Annotated in this window: 17 protein-coding genes and 1 rRNA gene; 2 read left to right on the forward strand and 16 right to left on the reverse strand. The window is 40.9% G+C overall.

Features of this window, described 5'->3' with window-relative positions:
• Positions 1-51: 51 nt before the first annotated feature.
• Positions 52-747, reverse strand: coding sequence for an RluA family pseudouridine synthase (locus EFT72_RS17140; RefSeq protein WP_124068133.1), 696 nt, complete (start codon positions 745-747; stop codon positions 52-54).
• Entirely contained in the window at positions 737-1,492 is a 756-nt protein-coding gene (locus EFT72_RS17145) for a nitroreductase family protein (RefSeq protein ID WP_124068134.1), read from the reverse strand. The genes EFT72_RS17140 and EFT72_RS17145 overlap by 11 nt, the downstream gene beginning before the upstream one ends.
• A gap of 199 nt (positions 1,493-1,691) precedes the next feature.
• On the opposite strand from EFT72_RS17145, the gene EFT72_RS17150 reads away from it, so the two are divergent.
• Positions 1,692-2,339, forward strand: a complete 648-nt coding sequence (locus EFT72_RS17150; protein ID WP_124068135.1) for a hemolysin III family protein — start codon at positions 1,692-1,694, stop codon at positions 2,337-2,339.
• A 45-nt stretch (positions 2,340-2,384) separates the two neighbouring features.
• On the opposite strand, the gene EFT72_RS17155 is transcribed toward EFT72_RS17150, so the two are convergent.
• The 13 genes from EFT72_RS17155 to EFT72_RS17215 form a co-directional block, all read right to left on the reverse strand.
• On the reverse strand, positions 2,385-2,648 hold the full coding sequence (locus tag EFT72_RS17155; protein WP_124068136.1) for a GIY-YIG nuclease family protein: 264 nt from the start codon (positions 2,646-2,648) through the stop codon (positions 2,385-2,387).
• 275 nt (positions 2,649-2,923) lie between these two features.
• Positions 2,924-4,495 (reverse strand): SPOCS domain-containing protein, encoded by a 1,572-nt coding sequence (locus EFT72_RS17160; RefSeq protein ID WP_124068137.1) that lies wholly within the window; start codon positions 4,493-4,495, stop codon positions 2,924-2,926.
• Positions 4,496-4,574: 79 nt separating this feature from the next.
• Positions 4,575-5,240, reverse strand: coding sequence for a serine O-acetyltransferase (cysE, locus tag EFT72_RS17165; RefSeq protein ID WP_124068138.1), 666 nt, complete (start codon positions 5,238-5,240; stop codon positions 4,575-4,577).
• Positions 5,241-5,365: 125 nt separating this feature from the next.
• Positions 5,366-5,770, reverse strand: a complete 405-nt coding sequence (locus EFT72_RS17170; RefSeq protein ID WP_124068152.1) for a protease complex subunit PrcB family protein — start codon at positions 5,768-5,770, stop codon at positions 5,366-5,368.
• 81 nt (positions 5,771-5,851) lie between these two features.
• Positions 5,852-6,754: an N-carbamoylputrescine amidase gene (aguB, locus tag EFT72_RS17175; RefSeq protein ID WP_124068139.1), complete on the reverse strand. Its 903-nt coding sequence runs from the start codon at positions 6,752-6,754 to the stop codon at positions 5,852-5,854.
• The gene (gene aguA / locus EFT72_RS17180; RefSeq protein ID WP_124068140.1) at positions 6,699-7,856 is read right to left on the reverse strand and encodes an agmatine deiminase; all 1,158 of its coding nucleotides are present in this window, start codon (positions 7,854-7,856) and stop codon (positions 6,699-6,701) included. Before aguA ends, aguB begins: the two co-directional genes overlap by 56 nt.
• Before the next feature lie 21 nt (positions 7,857-7,877).
• Positions 7,878-8,999 carry a carboxynorspermidine decarboxylase gene (gene nspC / locus EFT72_RS17185; RefSeq protein ID WP_124068141.1) on the reverse strand — a complete coding sequence of 374 codons (1,122 nt, stop codon included), beginning with the start codon at positions 8,997-8,999 and terminating at the stop codon, positions 7,878-7,880.
• Positions 8,996-10,276, reverse strand: a complete 1,281-nt coding sequence (locus EFT72_RS17190; protein WP_124068142.1) for a saccharopine dehydrogenase family protein — start codon at positions 10,274-10,276, stop codon at positions 8,996-8,998. Before EFT72_RS17190 ends, nspC begins: the two co-directional genes overlap by 4 nt.
• A complete protein-coding gene (gene speE / locus EFT72_RS17195) occupies positions 10,273-11,130 on the reverse strand; it encodes a polyamine aminopropyltransferase (RefSeq protein WP_124068143.1) in 858 nt (285 codons plus the stop codon). The genes EFT72_RS17190 and speE overlap by 4 nt, the downstream gene beginning before the upstream one ends.
• A 30-nt stretch (positions 11,131-11,160) precedes the next feature.
• Positions 11,161-12,612 carry an aminotransferase class I/II-fold pyridoxal phosphate-dependent enzyme gene (locus EFT72_RS17200; RefSeq protein ID WP_124068144.1) on the reverse strand — a complete coding sequence of 484 codons (1,452 nt, stop codon included), beginning with the start codon at positions 12,610-12,612 and terminating at the stop codon, positions 11,161-11,163.
• A gap of 546 nt (positions 12,613-13,158) precedes the next feature.
• Positions 13,159-13,431 (reverse strand): sporulation transcriptional regulator SpoIIID, encoded by a 273-nt coding sequence (spoIIID, locus tag EFT72_RS17205; protein ID WP_124068145.1) that lies wholly within the window; start codon positions 13,429-13,431, stop codon positions 13,159-13,161.
• Positions 13,432-13,516: 85 nt separating this feature from the next.
• A complete protein-coding gene (locus EFT72_RS17210) occupies positions 13,517-15,421 on the reverse strand; it encodes a sialate O-acetylesterase (protein ID WP_124068146.1) in 1,905 nt (634 codons plus the stop codon).
• Between the two features lie 24 nt (positions 15,422-15,445).
• A complete protein-coding gene (locus EFT72_RS17215; protein WP_124068147.1) occupies positions 15,446-17,608 on the reverse strand; it encodes a glycoside hydrolase family 3 C-terminal domain-containing protein in 2,163 nt (720 codons plus the stop codon).
• 316 nt (positions 17,609-17,924) lie between these two features.
• On the opposite strand from EFT72_RS17215, the gene EFT72_RS17220 reads away from it, so the two are divergent.
• Positions 17,925-18,995 carry an HD-GYP domain-containing protein gene (locus EFT72_RS17220; RefSeq protein WP_124068148.1) on the forward strand — a complete coding sequence of 357 codons (1,071 nt, stop codon included), beginning with the start codon at positions 17,925-17,927 and terminating at the stop codon, positions 18,993-18,995.
• A gap of 222 nt (positions 18,996-19,217) precedes the next feature.
• On the opposite strand, the gene EFT72_RS17225 is transcribed toward EFT72_RS17220, so the two are convergent.
• Positions 19,218-19,326: ribosomal RNA gene (locus EFT72_RS17225) — 23S ribosomal RNA — on the reverse strand; the annotation flags it as partial.

Consider the following 19,326-nt stretch of genomic DNA (forward strand, 5'->3'; position numbering starts at 1 on the left):
CCATGGAGAAAATATGCGAAACGACCACCTAGTAATAAATTCCTGTTTTACTCAATTTTCCCATGAAAATAAGTCAAACATTCCGCCACTTGGTTTGGAATAAAAATTCATTTTTTTCCCAGTTCTTGGATGCATAAAGGCAAAACTAGAAGCATGTAATGCCAGGTTTCCATTAAAAGTTACATTTTGAACTTTTTTATTATATTTTCTATCTCCCCAAATCGGTGTCCCATGTGCCGCCATCTGGACCCGTATTTGATGATGACGTCCCGTGATTAACTTTATTTTTAATAAACTATAAATTTCTTCTCCCTGTTTCACCTCTCCCATGACTTGAAACGCAAGTTCTGCTTGCTTGGCTCCATTTATCCCCTTATCCACAATTTTAGAACAGTTGTTTTTCCCGTCTCTCCACAAATAATCCACGTAGGTCCCAAAGTTTTCCACAGGTTTTCCACATACCACTGCATAATACGATTTCTCAGTTTTACGTGTAGAAACCTGCTTACTTAGGGCTTCTGCAGACTTTTTTGTTTTTGCATAAACCATAACTCCACCAACTGGTTTATCAAGTCTGTGGATAACTCCGACATAAGGTTCCCCTTTTACTGGGGATATATTGTTGATATGTTTTTTAATTTCACTGACCATGTCCGGTTCAAAAGATCTCGCTGACTGGGACTCGATCCCAATGGGTTTTTCCACCACCAAAATCTCCTGATCTTCAAATAATAGATTAAACTTCATCTGTCTCCTGCTCCTCTTTTTCCCACTGGTTCATCATAGCCTTTACAGAGCGACTCATTTCTCGACTAAAATCGGAGTTCCATTTGCGGTTGCAGAATGCCTTTATCCATCGTTTAAAATCCTCTCCCCTGTCTGTAACTTTGTTTAATTCATTCTGAAACGCTTCCGGATTAAGCCGGCGATAGGAATTTTCAAAAACTACCGCTTCCGGCCGAAGTCTTCTAGGCTTCTCCCTTTCCTTTTGCTGTTTCGTCGGATAGCCGAAAACCACCATCGCAGCAGGCACCGCATACCGGGGAAGAGATAACAATTCTCTGTGCGTTTCATACTGTTCTAAAATATCTCCAATATAGCAGGATCCAATCCCCATGGATTCTGCTGCGACCACGGCATTTTGAGCCGCTATTAACGCATCCTCTGCTGCCAGCATCAAATCTCCCATTCCAGGTGCTCTGACCGCATCTTCATACTTACAAAACAGGTCGTACCATTTCTGGTAATCCGCCACAAACACCAGTACCATAGGTGCCTGCGCTATAAACGGCTGATTATCACAGCTGACAGACAATTTCTTTTTTAATTCTTGATCCGTTATATCTATAATGGAGTATAAGGTCATGTTCCCTGCAGTCGGTGCCTGCAGAGCCGCTTCAATGATAGCCGCCTTTTTATCCAGTCCGATCTGCTGTTCTTCGTAAACACGAACTGACTTTCTATCCATCAATTCCTTCACCGTTTGATTCATTGGATGGTATCCTCTCTTTTTAAAACGTTTGTTTCATTGATTATATTTCATACTTTCGATAATATCAATGGTGTTTTACTTTGAATATCAAAAAATACTTGCATTATGTTTTGCAAACGTGTATAGTATATAAAAAGATATAACATAGTTTTCAATACTACATAGCGCATTTTTATTTTTAATACAAGGAGGTTTTATAATGAACATAAAGATTAAAGATCCGGTTAGTGCAGGCACTCATTTCATTGCCATGATTCTGGCTTTGGCTGCAGCCGCTCCCCTGCTTATAAAAGCATCTGCAGACGGAGAACTCCATCTGGTATCCCTTACAATATTTAGTATCAGTATGGTTCTTCTCTACGCTGCAAGCACCATCTATCATACCCTTGATATTTCTCCAAAGATCAATAAGTTGTTAAAGAAATTCGATCATATGATGATATTTATCCTGATTGCAGGTACTTATACTCCGGTCTGCTTGATTGTTTTAGGTGACAAAACCGGTATAAGCCTACTTGCCCTCGTCTGGGGGATCGCCCTATCTGGAATGATTATAAAAGGCTTCTTCGTAATGTGTCCAAGGTGGTTTTCCTCTGTATTATACATTGCTATGGGCTGGGTTTGTGTCCTGGCTTTAAAAAAAATCATATTAGCGCTGCCTCCTGCTGCATTTATCTGGCTTTTAGCCGGTGGGCTGATATATACCATCGGGGGCATCATCTATGCGTTAAAGATTCCTTTGTTTCATTTCCCACAAAAACACTTTGGCAATCATGAGCTTTTCCATTTATTTGTCATGGGAGGCAGTTTTTGCCACTACATTCTTATGTATCAATTTGTTGCTTAAAAGCATATGAAAAAGACTGACCGGGACCGTTTCCTTTGCTCCTAGTCAGTCTTTTTCATTCTTACCATCAGATTCCTTAATCAGAAACAGCTTGTCCTTCCTTGATAACTTCTTGATTGCAAATTCACGGCGCATTGCTTCTTCTTTTGTAGGATAAATTTCATAATAAACGAGAGTGACTGGTCTTCTTGCTTTCGTATATTTGGCTCCTTTTCCCTCATTATGAGCCTGTACTCGTCTTTCAAGATGATTTGTCCAGCCACAGTATAAGGTATTATCTGCACATTTTAATAAATAAGTATAATTCATATGTTGACTCCAATTTTTATCCAATATGTAAACGGTAATAACGCCTTGCAATCGCGTCACTACCGCCCAGGGTAACCTGTCATCTATCTAAAGCACCAGCTGGATGCGTTTATGGCGCCGTCGATGGTTGATACTTAGCAAGCTATAATATATTATATATCAAGTCAAGCTAATATGTGAATAGCAATCTTTATATTACCCTTTTTTTTGAAAATAATTCAATTTCTCACTTCGAAAATGCCAGGCAAAAGTATTATCTTCTACCTGGCTTTAAATTAGGCAAGTTCCTTTACCAAAATCAACCGGGTTCCAGGAATTACAGATTTATCTGTCAATCCATTGGTATCCATAATTGTGTTAATGGTCGTATGGAATTTTTTGGCAATATTCCATAAGGAATCATCGGGCTGCACAATATAACCAACAATCCCTGGAAGTTTCTGTAACTGGTTTAAATCCAAAGGATTATCCACCGCGCTGATAATGATCTGTTCCTGTATGGGTTGTAATGCCAGCAAATCAAGAGAGATGGTTGATTTTATTTCAATATTTCCGCCCCCCATCATAACTGCACTTAATTGTTCCAAACTAGGATTCAACTGACAGATCGTCTCATTATTAATTCCTGGTGCCTCAATTAGATAATGGAAGGGGATATCCTCAACGGAGGATTGAATTGGCTGAGCGTCCTCAGAGGTAAGATAAAGAATCTTAACTTCCAACACACCCTCTACAAGCAGGCCATCTTCTTTCACTTCTGTTTCATCAATCTTAACAGTCCCTTCGCTATGACAAATTTGAAGAATCCGGTCCGCATTCGAAAGTCCTATCTTTTCCACGATCTTACAGCGGCTCATATTCTTCGTTAAAATCTTATCAAAACACGCCATTCCCGTCTGCAGCGTAAGATCCCGGTTGGTAGAATACAAATCACTTAACAGTTCCATATTCTCTTCTCTGTAGAGCTTCATTTCCAACTCTAAAACCGCATCCACTTCTAATTCCCGCATTTCTCCGTCTTCATCCGGTTTTGCTTCCACATCTCTATGTATCAAACGCACCGTAACGGATGGTACCATGTCTTCCGTTAAGTCAGGAACGTTTAATTCACCGGCAAATGGAATGCTCTCTTCCAGCCATTGAATTGGCGCGCCCTCTCCCTCTCCCTGATAGATAACAAACACCAAAAGTTCTCCATCAAGCATCATCTTCCCATCGACCGGCCTCGTATTTACACCACGCAGCTTCATCTCGCTCCATAAAACGTGATCCACATTTGGCTTATTTCCGGACATACTAATGGTATCCTTGATCCGGAACGTGTCCTTATGGCGCAGCGCAATTGCCGCCACATCCACATTCCGTCTTAATGTTTCGATTAGAGGCGCATCTGCTGTTCTTCCCCTTGTGTCCACTTCTACCGCAGCGTCAATGTCATACAAAGTCTCCACCTTAACCTTAAGGGTTACAATGGCTTTCACACTTAGCTTTCTGGAATTGATAATGCCTGCATTTAAATCCTCTAACTCACAGGTCAATTGTACAATATCACACTCTTCCAATCCTGGTACATTAATTGGCTCTTCAAAATTAATATTACCTGTAAGTGTCCAAAGTTTTCCTTCCGTTCCACGATATAGAATGGTAAAATCCAGCTTTCCACGTACCGCAACCCGTTCGGTCTGATTTTTTACAGATTCTATGGTAATCTCTCCGGAACTTAAAATGATTTGCTCCACATCATCCATGCTGTCTGGGACAATAAAGTCATCGTCAAGCGTGATTTGGGATGTGGCATTTCCTTTCCAACGGTTCATATGTATGTTTTTCTTCACCAGCTCCAACATCAAAAAGCACCTGCCTTATCTTCTATATTCCTTTAAGAAAGTTTATGCAGGTGCATGTTCCAATATACTTTTTTTCAAATTATTCCGGGGAATTCTCTTCTTTTACGATTAAATCAAACTGTCTGTTAAGCTGTGAAAGCCTCTCTTCCAATTCCCTCACCCTAATCTCCATCTTGCAGTAATGATCCATGGACACCAGTTTGCTCTCTTCTTTTGGAAGCGGAACTCCGTCAATTTTAACTGCACGAGCTGGAATTCCCACTGCAGTCACATTGTTTTCCAGCTGTTTTAATAAAACGGCATTGGCAGCTATTGTACAGTTGTCTCCCACCTCAAAAGATCCCAATATTTTGGCCCCTGATCCTACAATTACATTATTCCCAAGAGTTGGGTGTCTCTTCCCTTTGTTTAATCCCACACCACCTAAAGTGACCCCCTGGTAAATCGTACAGTTATCCCCCACCACAGCCGTCTCTCCAATTACTACACCACAACCATGGTCAATTAGGATTCCGTGTCCCATCTGTGCCCCTGGATGGATTTCAATCAATGTGAAAAATCTTGACATCTGAGAAAGCATTCTTGCAATAAAAAACATTTTGTGCTCATAAAACCAGTGTGCAAACCGATGCCAGATCAGTGCATGGACTCCCTGATACAAAAACAGCACTTCCAGTACATTTCTAGCTGCCGGATCTCGCTTCTTCACTGCCTTTACATCGAGCCAGATATCCTTTAATATCATACGATCCTTCCCTTTCTCCTACCGTTATCTCCTGTTTTGAGTAGTATATCACATGAAGCCAGAAGAAAAAAGTGAAATTTAAAAACAGCCGTTTGCAATTGATTACAAAACGGCTGCTTTTCCTCTTATTGGAATACGATCGGAAGTTCTGACATCTCCGTTTTTATAACAATAAACGGATACGATGGCTCTGTTCCTGCATTTTCTCCTTTTTCCGGCCCGATCAATTCTGTATCCAAGACGATGGAATTATCCGTCAAATACAACTCATTGACCGCTATGCTGTATCCACCGCTGGCCTGCTCCCCATAGCCTACAACTATGTAAAGATTCTGATCATCACTGTATGTTAGTTTAAACGGCGACTTTTGTTTCTCCGCGATGATCTGTTTTAACTCCTGTGGGATATCGGTATCTGCTACGACCGTAAATTCTAAATCCCGCACTTTATCTTTGTTATCCTCGCTCACTTTGCATCCGCTTAACGTACAGGCTCCCAATATCCACATAGAAAGGCCAAAAAAAACCATCCATTTTTTAAATATCCGTGTCTTCATAGAACACTCCCCGATTAATTAATTATTACTAATTATATGGAGTGTATAAATTGTTTATGAAAAATTGTGAATGTTTCTTTCTCCACCCGAAATCATTTTATACTGGTCTGGTCTTCGATCCCGGAATAACCCCCAATTTGTCCGCTCCGCTTTTATCTCATCCAAATCAAACGATGCACATACCACCCCTTCCTCAACTCGTCCCAAGGAACCAAGCAAAGCACCGGTACAATCCGTAAGGAACGAGGAACCATAAAACCGGAGAGAGGAACTTTGATTCCCATTTTCTTTGCAGGGAACCACCAACTCCTCACCCACACGGTTGGAAGCGATTATCGGAACAATATTAGACGCAGAGTGTCCCATCATGCAGCGTCTCCAGTGTTCCATACTATCACAGTTAAGAATGGGTTCACTTCCAATCGCAGTTGGATAAAGAATCAGCTCTGCCCCTGATAAAGTCAGGCATCTTGCTGTTTCTGGAAACCACTGATCCCAACAGATTCCAATCCCAATGGTCCCATACTGCGTTTTAAAGACCCGAAATCCGGTATCCCCTGGAGTAAAATAAAACTTTTCCTGATAATAATGATCATCGGGAATATGCGTTTTCCTATAAACCCCAAGATTGGTTCCATCTGCATCCAAAACTGCAACCGAATTAAACAGAACCTCCCCCGACTTTTCATAAAAACTAATGGGCAAAACAACCGATAATTCTTTTGCAATTTTCATAAAATGGACAATTGCGTCATTTTCCTCCACTGTTTTTGCATAATCATAGAATTCATATCGCCGTTCCTGACAAAAGTACGACCGCTCAAACAGTTCGGGAAGCAGAATTACATGGGCCCCCTCCGCCGCGGCCTGTCTGACCAGTCGTTCGGCGTTCTCAATATTTTTATCGATCTCCTTGCAGCACTTCATCTGAACCGCCGCCGCTGTTACCATTCTCATCATTCTCTCCTTTTGGTATCTGCTGCGTGATACAATGTATGTTTCCACCACCCACGATAATATCTCTGGCATAAACTGGATATATATGCCGGTCTGGAAAACACTTTTTAAGTATTTCAACTGCTGTTTTATCGTTCTCATCCCCAAATTGAGGAACAATAACTCCCCCGGTTGAAATATAAAAATTTACATAACTAGCAGCAAGCCGTTCCCCTGCTTCTCGTTTGGTCTCCCCTGGTTCATAGGTAAATCCAGGGATTTCTTCCGGGGTAATACAAACCGGTTTCTTAGGGATCGGTAGTTTGTGGATAATAAAATGCCTGCCTTTGGCATCGGTTTCCTTCTCTAGCTGGGAGAAATCAAACTTTGACCTCTCATACTGAGGATCTTCTTCGTCGTCCGTCCATGCAAGCACCACTTCCCCCGGCTTTACAAATGCACAAATATTGTCCACATGCTCATTGGTTTCATCTTGATAAATCCCATATTTCAGCCATATGATTTTCTCCACTCCCAGATAATGCATAAGCTTCTGCTCAATCTCTTCTTTAGACAACAATGGATTTCTCCCCTTGCTAAGGAGGCAAGGTTCGGTTACAAGAAGGGTTCCTTCCCCATCGGAGTGAATGGAACCACCTTCCAGAACAAAATCTCCGGCTTCGATAATCGGATAGCCAAACTGACGGCAAAAATGGCTGGCAACCAGATCATCCTGTTCCCAGTTAGGGTACAATCCGTCATACGTTCCTCCCCAAGCATTAAACCGCCAGTTAATTCCCGACACAGACCCTTTTTCATTCCTCACAAACGTTGGTCCCACATCTCTTGCCCAGGCATCATTGGATTCCATTGCCGTCACAAGGATGCGACGAGACAACATGGATCTGGCATTCTCATAAACATCTTCTTCTGCAAGCATGACTACCGGTTCGCTGTCTGCAATGGCTTCCGCGATCTGTACAAAGGCTCTCCTAGCAGCCCCTGCACTATACGGCCAGGAACCAGGGCGTTTGGGCCAAATCATAATGCAGCCTTGATGCGGTTCAAATTCTCCCGGCATTCCATATCTTACCTCTGCCATACTCGCTGTTCGTTTCTTCATGACAATCCCTCTTATCTATTTTTAAGACAATCTATTTTTAAAATCTTCATAGCCAAATTCTTTGATAATCTTGCAATCTCCCTTTGCATCCATTGCTGCAATGGAAGGAAGCGACATTCCATTAAAAGTGTTGTTTTTCACCATAGTGTAGATCGCCATATCCATAAAATACAGCTTATCTCCGGGTACAATCTCCCTGTCAAAGGAATAATCACCGATCACATCTCCCGCCAGACAAGTACAGGAAGAGAGCCGGTAGGTAAATGACTTTTCCCCAGGTTGTCCACTGTCTTTTAAAGGCGGTCGGTAAGGCATCTCTAGCACATCCGGCATATGACAGGCAGCCGAGGTGTCAAGAATAAGCGTTTTGATTCCATTTTCTACCACATCAAGTACTTGAGTCACCAGATAACCCGCATTGAGTGCCACCGCTTCCCCAGGTTCTAAATATACGGTAAGACCATAGCGCTTTTGCAATCTTAAAATACTAGACTCCAACAACTCAAGATCGTAATCACTTTTCGTGATATGATGACCCCCACCTAGATTGATCCAGGAAAGCTGAGGTAAATACGAACCAAATTTTTCTTCCACTGCATCTAGGGTCTTTTTTAAATCATCAGAATTCTGCTCACATAATGTATGGAAATGAAAGCCAGATATAAAAGGAAGAAATTCCTCTTCAAATTGATCTATAGTTACTCCAAGCCTAGATCCAGGAGCACAAGGATCATAAATGGCATGTTCTTTTTGAGTCGAACACTCCGGATTGATCCGAATTCCCGCTTTTACTCCTTGTAATTTGTCCTTGTATTTCTTCAACTGTGAGAACGAATTAAACACGATATGATCGCAGATCTTAACCAGTTCTTCAAACTCTTCTTCTTTATAAGCTGGGGAGAAAACGTGATTATTTTTTCCCATCCTCTCTTTTCCCAGTCTGGCCTCAAAAAGCCCGCTTGACGTGGTTCCATCTAAATACCTGCCGATCAGAGGATATTCCGCAAAACAGGAAAAGGCTTTCTGAGCAAGTAAGATCTTACAACCAGTATGGTCTTTTACCTGCATTAAAATCTCTAAATTTTTTACCAGCCTGCCTTCGTCTATGACATAGCAGGGTGTCTTTAATTTATCTATTTTCATTCTGACTCTGTTCTCCACATCGTAACCGTTTCCGGATCCTCACAGACTACCCAAGGAAGTCCCCACTGGTTCAACGCATCCATATATGGATCCGGATCGAATTCTTCCACATTGAATACTCCTGGTTTTTTCCACTGTCCAGTTACCACCATCATAGCACCAATCATAGCTGGAACTCCTGTGGTATAAGAAATCGCCTGTGATCCTACTTCCTTATAACATGCTTGATGGTCACATACATTATAAATATATATGGTCTTTTCCTTCCCATCTTTTAGCCCTGTAAAAATACAACCAATGTTGGTCTTTCCCACAGTTCTCTCCCCTAAGGAGGCCGGGTCTGGAAGAAGTTCTTTCAGAAACTGAATGGGTACGATCTCTTGACCCTGATAATGAATAGGAGAGGTGGATAGCATTCCAACATTTTCTAAGCACTTCATATGGGTTAAATAACTTTGTCCAAATGTCATAAAAAACCGGATTCTTTTGATTCCAGGAATGTTTTTGGCAAGAGACTCAATCTCCTCATGGTGAAGAAGATACATATCCTTTTCCCCTACTTCTGGGAACTTATATTTTGACTGATATTCCATGGGTTTTGTTTCCACCCAGTGTCCATCTTCCCAGTAGGAACCATTGGAGGAAACCTCCCTTAGGTTAATCTCTGGATTAAAGTTCGTTGCAAAGGGATAGCCATGATCTCCCCCATTGCAGTCTAAGATATCAATGGTATGGATTTCATCAAAATAATGCTTTAAGGCATACGCAGAGAATACGCTTGTTACTCCGGGATCAAAACCTGTCCCTAAAAGTCCTGTAATATTTGCCTTTTCAAAACGTTCTTTATAATCCCATTGCCAGGAATAGTCAAAATATGCAGAAAACCCAGCTTCCTTACAACGTTTCTCATAGGTCGCTCTCCACTGAGGATCATCGATATCTTCTGGTTCATAATTGGCTGTATCAATGTAATCCACTCCAGTCTCAAGACAGGCATCCATAATCGTAAGATCCTGATAAGGAAGTGCTACGTTTAATACGGCATCTGGTTGGTACTCTTTTATCAGTGCAATCAATTCTTCCGTATGATCTGCATCTACCTTTGCCGTAACAATCCTTGTTTTTGTAATCCCTGAAAGTTTTTCTTTTAAAGCATCACACTTTTCTTTCGTTCTGCTTGCAATGCAGATTTCTGAAAATACATCGCTGTTTTGGCAGCATTTTTGAATTGCCACTCCAGCGACACCGCCACAGCCAATCACCAATAATCTACTCATTCTTTTTCCTCCTCTTCCAATAAATCTTCTACATATTTTGGCAGCATAAACGCTCCTGTATGAAGATTGGTGGTATAATACCAGGTTTCTATGTTTAATTTTTTCCACTTATCTGGTTTGAAATCATGAATCGGATGATATTTCTTTGAAGCAAACCCAAAGAGCCAGTATCCAGATGGGCACGTTGGGATGTGTGCCTGATAAACTCTGCTAATCGGAAACGACCGAAATACTTTTCGATGCATGCTTCTGCAGGCCAATTCATCCTCATCATAAAAAGGACTTCCATGCTGGTAAACCATAATCCCATCACTTTTTAAAGCCTTGTAGCAGCTTCCATAAAACTCCTTGGTAAACAGTCCTTCTGTATGCCCAAACGGATCTGTAGAATCATTGATAATCAAATCATAATTTTCTTTCTTATTACGCAAAAAACGAAGTCCGTCATCAAAATATACAGTTACCCTTGGATCAGAAAGACCACATGCCACATCTGGGAAAATATCTCTGCATACGTCTACAAACAACTGATCCGTTTCTACTACATCAATGGATTCAATGGTTGGATACTGGAGAAGTTCTTTTGCAACTCCACCGTCTCCTCCTCCAATTATAAGTACGTTTTTTACCTCTGGGTGTACCGCCATGGGAACATGCGTCACCATCTCATCATAGATAAATTCATCTTTCTCTGAGAAAACAATTTCTCCATCTAGTGCAACAAATTTACCAAACTCCTGGGATTCAAATACATCAATTCTTTGATATTCACTTTCCCCGGAGAAAAGCTGCTTGTCGATCCGAACAGATAGTTTCACATTTGAAGTATGCAATTCTGAAAACCATATTTCCATCTTTTTTATCATCTCTCCTTTCTTATACAATTATAAGGTCAGTACCTTTAAAAATTCTACATTGGGATCTTCCGTCCCCTGCATGGAGCATCCCTTTTCTCTAGTATAGATAATGTATTCAACAATTTCTTCCGTGATCATCTCCCCTGGCGCCAGAATGGGAATCCCTGGTGGATAACACATAATAAATTCTCCGCTTATCTTACCAGCAGATTCTGCTACTGGTACCGATACTTTATCCGAATAGAATGCTTTCTGGGGAGATATCACTACAGTGGGAGCTATGTATCCTCCCGTATGCATGCCAGTCCGGTCTTTTTTATAGAGCCGTTCTACATCAGCCAATGCTCCCACCAGACGTTCAATATCCTGTATTCTATCGCCAATTGAAATATAGGCAAGTATGTTTGCAACATCACCAAATTCAATCTGAATATCATATTCGTCTCTTAAAAGATCATATACTTCGATTCCCGCCAATCCATTTCCAAGGGTATAAACAGAAAGTTTTGTCACATCATAATCAAAAATACTGGTTCCATTAATTAAGTCTCTCCCATAAGCATAATATCCACCAATGGAGTTGATCTCAGCTCTGGCATATTCTGCCATCTCTACAACTTTTACAAAGGATTCTTCTCCTCTCAGTGCCAGATTCCTTCTTGATATATCAAGGCTGGATAGAAGCAGATACGAAGCACTGGTTGTCTGGGTTAAGTTAATAATCTGGCGCACATAATCCCCATTCACTCCCTTATTAATAAGCAGCAGTGAGCTTTGAGTTAGGCTTCCTCCTGACTTATGCATGGATACTGCTGCCATATCAGCCCCTGCTTCCATGGCAGATACGGGTAAGTTTTTACCAAAATACAGATGAGTTCCATGTGCCTCATCTGCCAGCACCTTTATCCCATGGGCATGAGCCAGCCGCACGATGGAGCGTAGATCCGAACAGATTCCATAATAGGTGGGATTGTTCACAAATATAGCCGCTGCATCTGGATTTTCTAGTACTGCCTTCTCTACGTGGCTGTATTCCATGCCAAGTGAGATTCCAAGCATATTATTTACTTCCGGATTGACATAAACCGGGATCGCTCCACACAAAATCAAAGCATTAATCACACTTCTGTGCACATTTCGAGGTAAAATGATTTTATCTCCTGCCTTACAGACAGAAAGAATCATACTTTGGACGGCAGATGTCGTCCCTCCAACCATCAAAAAAGCATCGGAAGCATGAAACGCATGTGCTGCCAATTGCTCCGCCTCCCGGATTACAGAAACTGGGTGGCATAGATTATCCAGAGGCTTCATGGAGTTTACATCAAGTCCCACACATTTTTCACCTAGAAGATTAACCAATTCAGGATTTCCTCTTCCCCGCTTATGCCCTGGTACATCGAAAGGAACGACTCTCTTTTTTTTGAATGCCTCAAGTGCCTCATAGATCGGCGCTCTCTTTTGATCTTCCTGATTCATTTGGTATCCTCCCTCTCTTTATCATGAGATATGTGCCTCCTGCCCGGATGGCTTTTTATCTCGTAGGACGTTCCTATAAAATAAAAAAAGACAGGTGTCACTCCATCACCTGCCTGCAATTACATGAAACTTATAACCAGCATACATAAAACGCCTGCCATTTCCATGATAATTATCGTTTTCGAGTCTACATAGCAAATATGTTGTCCCTGCTATTATTGATCGTTTCACAAGATGATGTGCGGATAGCACTGATTATAAAGTAATCAACTTATAAAATTTGAGCTTCTAACTCAATCAATAATGTGGTTTAAATCCCACGTTCGGCAACTGACCGCCTGTCCGTATGGGCTTAACTTCTTGCGAAGTGGTCAATATTTGCATGAAAACGATAATGTCTCTTCATACTGGGGTAAAGAATAACATATTTACCTATTTCATGTCAATAAAATTCCGTAAAAAAATATTCCATTTATGATAACAGCCGTCATCTGAGAATGAAATTTTTTCTCCAGATAACGGCTGTTTCTACACCCATTTGTTTCATCAATCCTTTTTGCTGCACATCTGTAAACGGTGCTGGTATTTCTCTTTGGTAGCCAGACCGCCCCTGATATGGCGCTCGGATTTGTTAATGTCTAGGATCACCCTGGCCCGGGCTGCCAGGGAAGGATTGATGTGTTCTAAGCGGTCCGTTACATCTTTATGTACCGTTGATTTGGATATTCCAAATTTCTTTGCTGTCTGCCTCACGGTTGCATGATAGTCTATGATGTAGTTGGCAATTGCAACCGCGCGTTCCTCAATATATTCCTTCAAGAAAATCCCCCTGCTAGGACGTTTTTACATACTTATGCAGGAAGAGTGGCAAGTATGTATGCAGATCGTTGTTCTATCTAATAATTTAATTCTTATTCAGACAGATCCGAAAAGGCGAAGCCAAAAGCCCCGATTGATTGCACAAAAGACCTGCCTCTGGGGCATTCTGATAGGCATAACGAAGAAACTCTGGCTTTTCAATTGTTTGGCACCATACCGTTATCTGATTTTCTTTCCGTGTTCCTTCTACCCGGTAAAAGATTCCATCCGCTCCTGCCAGTTCAAACGCCTCGAAACCAGTTCCATATTTCACTAAGAGTGGTTTTTCGTCATAGGTATGAAAGTTTAAAGTGACACAATTTTTTTCAACCACCCACGAAATCAACTCTGGTCCCTGATAGACCAAATCCTCCTCATGAATCATCCCTCTGACAGCCAGAGACATACGTCTGGCTACTTCTTTTTTATTTAGTGGATGCAAATCATTGCTTTCTCCAAGATCCAGATTCACAGTTACCGCTACATTTGATAGTCTTTCTGCATCTTTTTGCGCTTCCCGAATCATGGGCCATGCATCTTTTTTTTCTTTTAAATCAATTGAAAAATTAGGGAGCTGTGCCACCACAAAAGGAAGATCCGGCTGTTTTCTCTCTTTTCTCCAAAACTGAATCATCCTTTTTAAAAGTTCTTTATAAGTCTCAGGTTCCTCGTCATTTGATTCCCCCTGATACCATAGAATTCCTGCTACGCTATAGTTTTTACTAGGAGCCGCCATCCCATTATAAAGTCCAGTGGGTTTTCTGATAATAAAATCAGTTTCCGGTTCCGGTCCAACTTGACATCCTATTTTATACTCCCAGTTACCATTCAAAGAAATCTGTTCTTCCTTATCAAATAAGGAATACGTTTTTCCAGGGGTTATTCTCCCCTCTCCCTGACTGACAATCAGACGAATGGTAATTATATTATCTCCAGCTTTTAACACCTCTGACGGAACCTTGTATTTTCTTGGGGGATACTGATATGTCGTCTCTCCTACCAATACACCATTTACATATGTCTGGTCATGATCGACCATTGTTCCAAGCCATAAATCCGCCCCTTTTTTTGCCATCGTCTCTGATACATTTATACGTTTTCTAAACCAGATGGAACCACAAAACCCTTGAAATCCTTCCTCACTTAGTAATGCAGGCAGATTTATTTCTTTCCAATTGGAATCCTCTCCTGACATTCCACAGTCTTCCCGATTAATCCAGTCATACCATTCTTTTTGCTTTCTTTCATTTTCTGTTAATTGAAAGCGAACAAAATCGTTGCTCTGATATCTTTTTAAAGTCTCCATATCTTTGGGAAACGATAGAAGAGATTCTTTCCCCATCCACGCTTGAATGGGAGAACCACCAAGACTAATATTTAAAATTCCTATAGGCACCTCTCTCGCTTCGAAAAGAAATCTTCCTAAAAAATAGGAAACAGCAGAAAATTCTCCGATGGATTCCGGCGCACATATGGTCCATTTACCTTCCTTGTAATCCTCCTCCGGCTTATGAAAATTGTAATGTTCTTTCACCTTAAAGAGGCGGATCAGAGGTTCTTTTTCTCGGTTTAATTCCTCCGGATATTTATCTTTCACTCGATTCATCGGAAGTTCCATATTCGACTGACCTGCGCATAGATATACCTCTCCCACGTACACATCCATTCGTTTGATTATTTCTCCCCTTGCAGTAACGACGGTAAGTACAAAAGGACCGCCTGCTTTTAGTTCAGGAAAAACCATCTCCCAGTTCCCATGCTCACCCGCCTGACCGCTTACCTTCTGATCCTGGATTTCCGCCGTTACTGTCTCTCCAGGTGCCGCTGTTCCCCATATCTTGGTATTTTTTCCCTGTAAAAGGACACACCCATTGCCAAATAATTTGGGAAGACTAAGTTGGTTGGTGAAAGCCTTTGTTTTTTCTGCGTCTGTTCTTGATGTTTTCTGCATTGCTTTACCTCCACAATCTTTTCGTTAGTCTATACAACATGGTTCTAATATCGTCCGTTCCTTTACAATAACAGTAGAACACGTGCAAACTTTACCCGTCAATTCGCTGCTTCTCTTATCCGGCTGCTGTGTTCCAGTATAAACATAATAGGTGCCAGGATCTAAAACGAGGTCACCATTATTATCTCTTAATGCAAATGAACGGTCCTCTAAAACAACTTGAAGTTCTTTTTCTTCTCCTGGTTCTAACTCCACCTTTTGGAAAGCCTTTAATTGAGCATTGGGCGCATCTTCTCTCTCTGATTTTACATAAACCTGCAGTGTCTGCGCTCCTTTTCTTGTTCCTTCATTTTTAAGAACTGCCTTTATGGTAATGGTATTTCCATTTAATATTTCATTTTTACTTAAGGAGACTTGACTACAAGAAAAATCGGTATAAGATAAACCATAACCAAATGGATAAAGTGCATCTTGTTTCATATAGCGGTAAGTTCTATCCTTCATGGAATAATCCGTAAAAGCAGGAAGTTCCTCCGTACTGCGATAGAAGGTAACTGGAAGTTTTCCTTCGGGTGAATTTTCCCCAAATAAGACCGAAGCCAGAGCTCTGCCCCCTTCTGCACCAGGATACCAGCCTTGTAAAATTGCAGGAATATGTTCGTCTGCCCAGGTAACCGCCAATGCACTGCCTGATAGTAGAACCAAAACGACTGGCTTTCCACTCTTTTCCAGCTCTTTCAACACATCCTCTTGTAACCCAGGAAGTTTAAGATTTGGTTTATCCCCACTGGCAAATTCATTGCCTTCATCTCCTTCTTCCCCTTCCAGACCAGAATCCAGACCCATACAGGCAATAATTACATCACTGGATTCACATACTCCACGAACTTCAGAAATTCTGTCATTAACCTGGCCAAGCCCGCTAACCTTTTCTTTACACAGATGACAGCCCTCGGAAACCAAAACCCGTACGTCATCGCCCAGATAATCCTGAATTCCTTCGGTAACGGTAATATACCTCGATGCCGTTCCTTCATAATTCCCAACAAGTGCTCTTCGATTGTTGCTATTAGGTCCTATGATGCCGATTGTTTTAATCTTTTTCTTATCCAAAGGAAGCAAATCATTCTCATTTTTTAATAATACAAATGATTTTATAGATGCCTTAAGGTTTAAGTCTCTATGTTGTTTGGTATCATTATTTTCGTATGTAATTCCTGAATAGACTACGTCTTTTGGATCATCAAATAGACCTAGTTTTAATCTTGCAACCATAAGATTTTCTACTGCTTCATTGAGACGCTCCTCTGAAACCATACCTTTTTTTACTGCTTCCACTAGATAAAGAAATATACTACCACAGTTTAAATCACACCCATTCTCCATTGCCATAGCTACCGATTCAAGCGCTGAAGATGTAACTCCATGATGCTCATGAAAGTCTTTAATCGCCCAACAATCTGACGTCACATGCCCCTCAAATCCCCAACTTTTGCGAAGAATATCTTCTAATAAAGTTTTGCTTCCGCAGCAAGGTTCTCCATTGGTTCGGTTATAAGCCCCCATAACAGCTTCAACTTTTCCTTCTTTTACGCAGGCTTCAAAAGCCGGAAGGTAAGTTTCAAACATATCCTTCTTAGAAACTTCTGCATCAAAAGAATGCCTCACATCTTCCGGTCCGGAATGTACTGCAAAATGCTTTGCACAGGCTGCTACCTTCATATGTGACTCATCATCGCCCTGCAAGCCTTCGATAAAGCAGACACCAAGACGAGAGGTTAAATATGGGTCCTCTCCAAACGTTTCATGCCCTCTTCCCCATCTAGGATCCCTAAATATATTCACATTAGGTGCCCAAAACGTAAGACCCTTATAGATATCTGTATCTCCATATTTTTGCTGCATATGAAATTTTGCTCTGGCTTCTGTGGAGATAACATCTGCCACCTCGTGAATTAATTCTTCATCAAATGTCGCCGCCAAACCAATTGCCTGCGGAAACACCGTGGCTACTCCAGCTCTGGCAACACCATGAAGTCCTTCATTCCACCAGTTATAAGCCTTAATTCCCAGTCTGGGTATTGCGGCCGCACTATGTGTTGTCTGAGATACCTTTTCTTCTAATGTCATAGCCTCCACTAGCTCTTTTGCTTTTTTGCGATATTCCAACTGCTTTTCTCTGTTCATTTCTGTCCTCCTGCTCTATTCTTTTCCATGAAACAGCCAACGGTTAAACCCGCAGACTTATGCTAACATCATAACATTCTTCCCCCATACAGGCATCACACTTATTGCTTCAATAGGTGCAAATATTGCTAACCGTACTAAAATGTACCCAATTCTTTTCCTATATGTTACAAATAGAGAACATAATTTCTCATTGACGCTTTCTAAAATTCCATCTATAATTTAAAGAGATGTACTTATTTAAATAAAAGAGACAAATAAGAAAATTACTATAGAGAAAGAAGAGACTGTTTTTCAGTCTGTTGAGGTGAAAGAATTGATTTATCTTCCTATTGAAAAATTGACTGAGGGTATGGAATTGGCCCGTAACATCCCAGCAGTAAACCCAATGCTCCCTTTTGCAGTAACTGGTTACATTCTTAATCAACAAACCATTAATCGAATGAAAACAATAGGAATCCAGGGTGCGTACATTCGTTCTGAACTTGCGGAAGGGATCGAACCAGATGATTTTGTTGAACCTGAATTAAAAAACAGAATGCTTGGAAATATTCGAGATATCTTTGATCAAAGTATGAAGAAGGTTTCTTTCCAATCCAGCAGACAAATTTACGAGAATGTTGCAACTTCAGCAGAATCCGTTGTCATGAATATCTTAAACAATGACAAGTATCTTTTTCAGATGATTGATATCAGAGATTATGACAGTTATACCTACTCCCATAGTCTTTATGTAGGTATTCTAAGCGTACTTCTAGGACGTTTTATGGGACTATCTGTCTCAAATCTTAATGATCTTGCAATATGTGGACTTCTTCATGATATAGGTAAAACTGATATCCCTATCGAAATCACCAACAAACAAGGCCCTCTTACCAACGATGAGTTTGAAATTATGAAGAAGCATCCCACATTCTCTTATCAAAAAATACAGTCATATAACATTCAATCACAAGTCATTTTACAGGGAATTCAATCCCATCATGAAAAGTATGACGGGAGTGGTTATCCCTTTGGACTGATTGGGGAAAACATTCCTCTTTACGGAAGAATTTTAGCCATTGCAGATGTATATGATGCACTAAATTCTACCAGACCCTATCGAAAAGCCTGGGCTCCCAGAAAGATTTTTGATTTCTTAACCAGTTGTTGCAATTCTCATTTTGATCCCCAACTTTTGTCTGCTTTTTTACAATGTGTTTGTGCATATCCCGTAGGTTCTATTGTTCGTCTCAGTGATGGAAGCAGTGGAATCGTAAAAGACAATAAACCTGGGTTCGCACTTCGTCCTATCATCCGCCTGATCTCACCCGTCGAGAAAGCAGGGCTAGAAATTGATTTGACTCAAGAGTTGTTTAACGTTATCATTCTTGATGATGAAGATTAACCGTTCTAAAACATGAAAAGCAAGAGGTCTCTTACTACACCAGTGAGATTCTCTTGCTTTTTATCTAGTCTTAATTCTTACAATAAAAACTTCTTACCATTAAAAAAACGCAGATCCATCTCTGAATTTGCGTTAATATATTTAAACCTTAATTTTCACACATACCCTCAAAACCACACATTGTTATATATCTATTCATCCATTATCTCTACCTAAACCAACTTGGTTAAGCCCTCGACCTATTAGTGACAGTCAGCTACACATGTTGCCATGCTTCCACCTCTGCCCTATCTACCTCGTCGTCTTCAAGGGGTCTTACTCTTGCGATGGG

This window comes from Clostridium sp. E02 (genome assembly GCF_003833015.1).
Taxonomy (GTDB): domain Bacteria; phylum Bacillota; class Clostridia; order Lachnospirales; family Lachnospiraceae; genus Lacrimispora.

Excerpts from the sequence above, each read along its gene's own strand:
- EFT72_RS17140 (WP_124068133.1), bottom strand. The coding sequence starts at position 747 with ATGAAGTTTAATCTATTATTTGAAGATCAGGAGATTTTGGTGGTGGAA.
- EFT72_RS17145 (WP_124068134.1), bottom strand. The coding sequence starts at position 1,492 with ATGAATCAAACGGTGAAGGAATTGATGGATAGAAAGTCAGTTCGTGTT.
- EFT72_RS17150 (WP_124068135.1), top strand. The coding sequence starts at position 1,692 with ATGAACATAAAGATTAAAGATCCGGTTAGTGCAGGCACTCATTTCATT.
- EFT72_RS17155 (WP_124068136.1), bottom strand. The coding sequence starts at position 2,648 with ATGAATTATACTTATTTATTAAAATGTGCAGATAATACCTTATACTGT.
- EFT72_RS17160 (WP_124068137.1), bottom strand. The coding sequence starts at position 4,495 with ATGTTGGAGCTGGTGAAGAAAAACATACATATGAACCGTTGGAAAGGA.
- cysE (WP_124068138.1), bottom strand. The coding sequence starts at position 5,240 with ATGATATTAAAGGATATCTGGCTCGATGTAAAGGCAGTGAAGAAGCGA.
- EFT72_RS17170 (WP_124068152.1), bottom strand. The coding sequence starts at position 5,770 with ATGGTTTTTTTTGGCCTTTCTATGTGGATATTGGGAGCCTGTACGTTA.
- aguB (WP_124068139.1), bottom strand. The coding sequence starts at position 6,754 with ATGAGAATGGTAACAGCGGCGGCGGTTCAGATGAAGTGCTGCAAGGAG.
- aguA (WP_124068140.1), bottom strand. The coding sequence starts at position 7,856 with ATGAAGAAACGAACAGCGAGTATGGCAGAGGTAAGATATGGAATGCCG.
- nspC (WP_124068141.1), bottom strand. The coding sequence starts at position 8,999 with ATGAAAATAGATAAATTAAAGACACCCTGCTATGTCATAGACGAAGGC.
- EFT72_RS17190 (WP_124068142.1), bottom strand. The coding sequence starts at position 10,276 with ATGAGTAGATTATTGGTGATTGGCTGTGGCGGTGTCGCTGGAGTGGCA.
- speE (WP_124068143.1), bottom strand. The coding sequence starts at position 11,130 with ATGGAAATATGGTTTTCAGAATTGCATACTTCAAATGTGAAACTATCT.
- EFT72_RS17200 (WP_124068144.1), bottom strand. The coding sequence starts at position 12,612 with ATGAATCAGGAAGATCAAAAGAGAGCGCCGATCTATGAGGCACTTGAG.
- EFT72_RS17210 (WP_124068146.1), bottom strand. The coding sequence starts at position 15,421 with ATGCAGAAAACATCAAGAACAGACGCAGAAAAAACAAAGGCTTTCACC.
- EFT72_RS17215 (WP_124068147.1), bottom strand. The coding sequence starts at position 17,608 with ATGAACAGAGAAAAGCAGTTGGAATATCGCAAAAAAGCAAAAGAGCTA.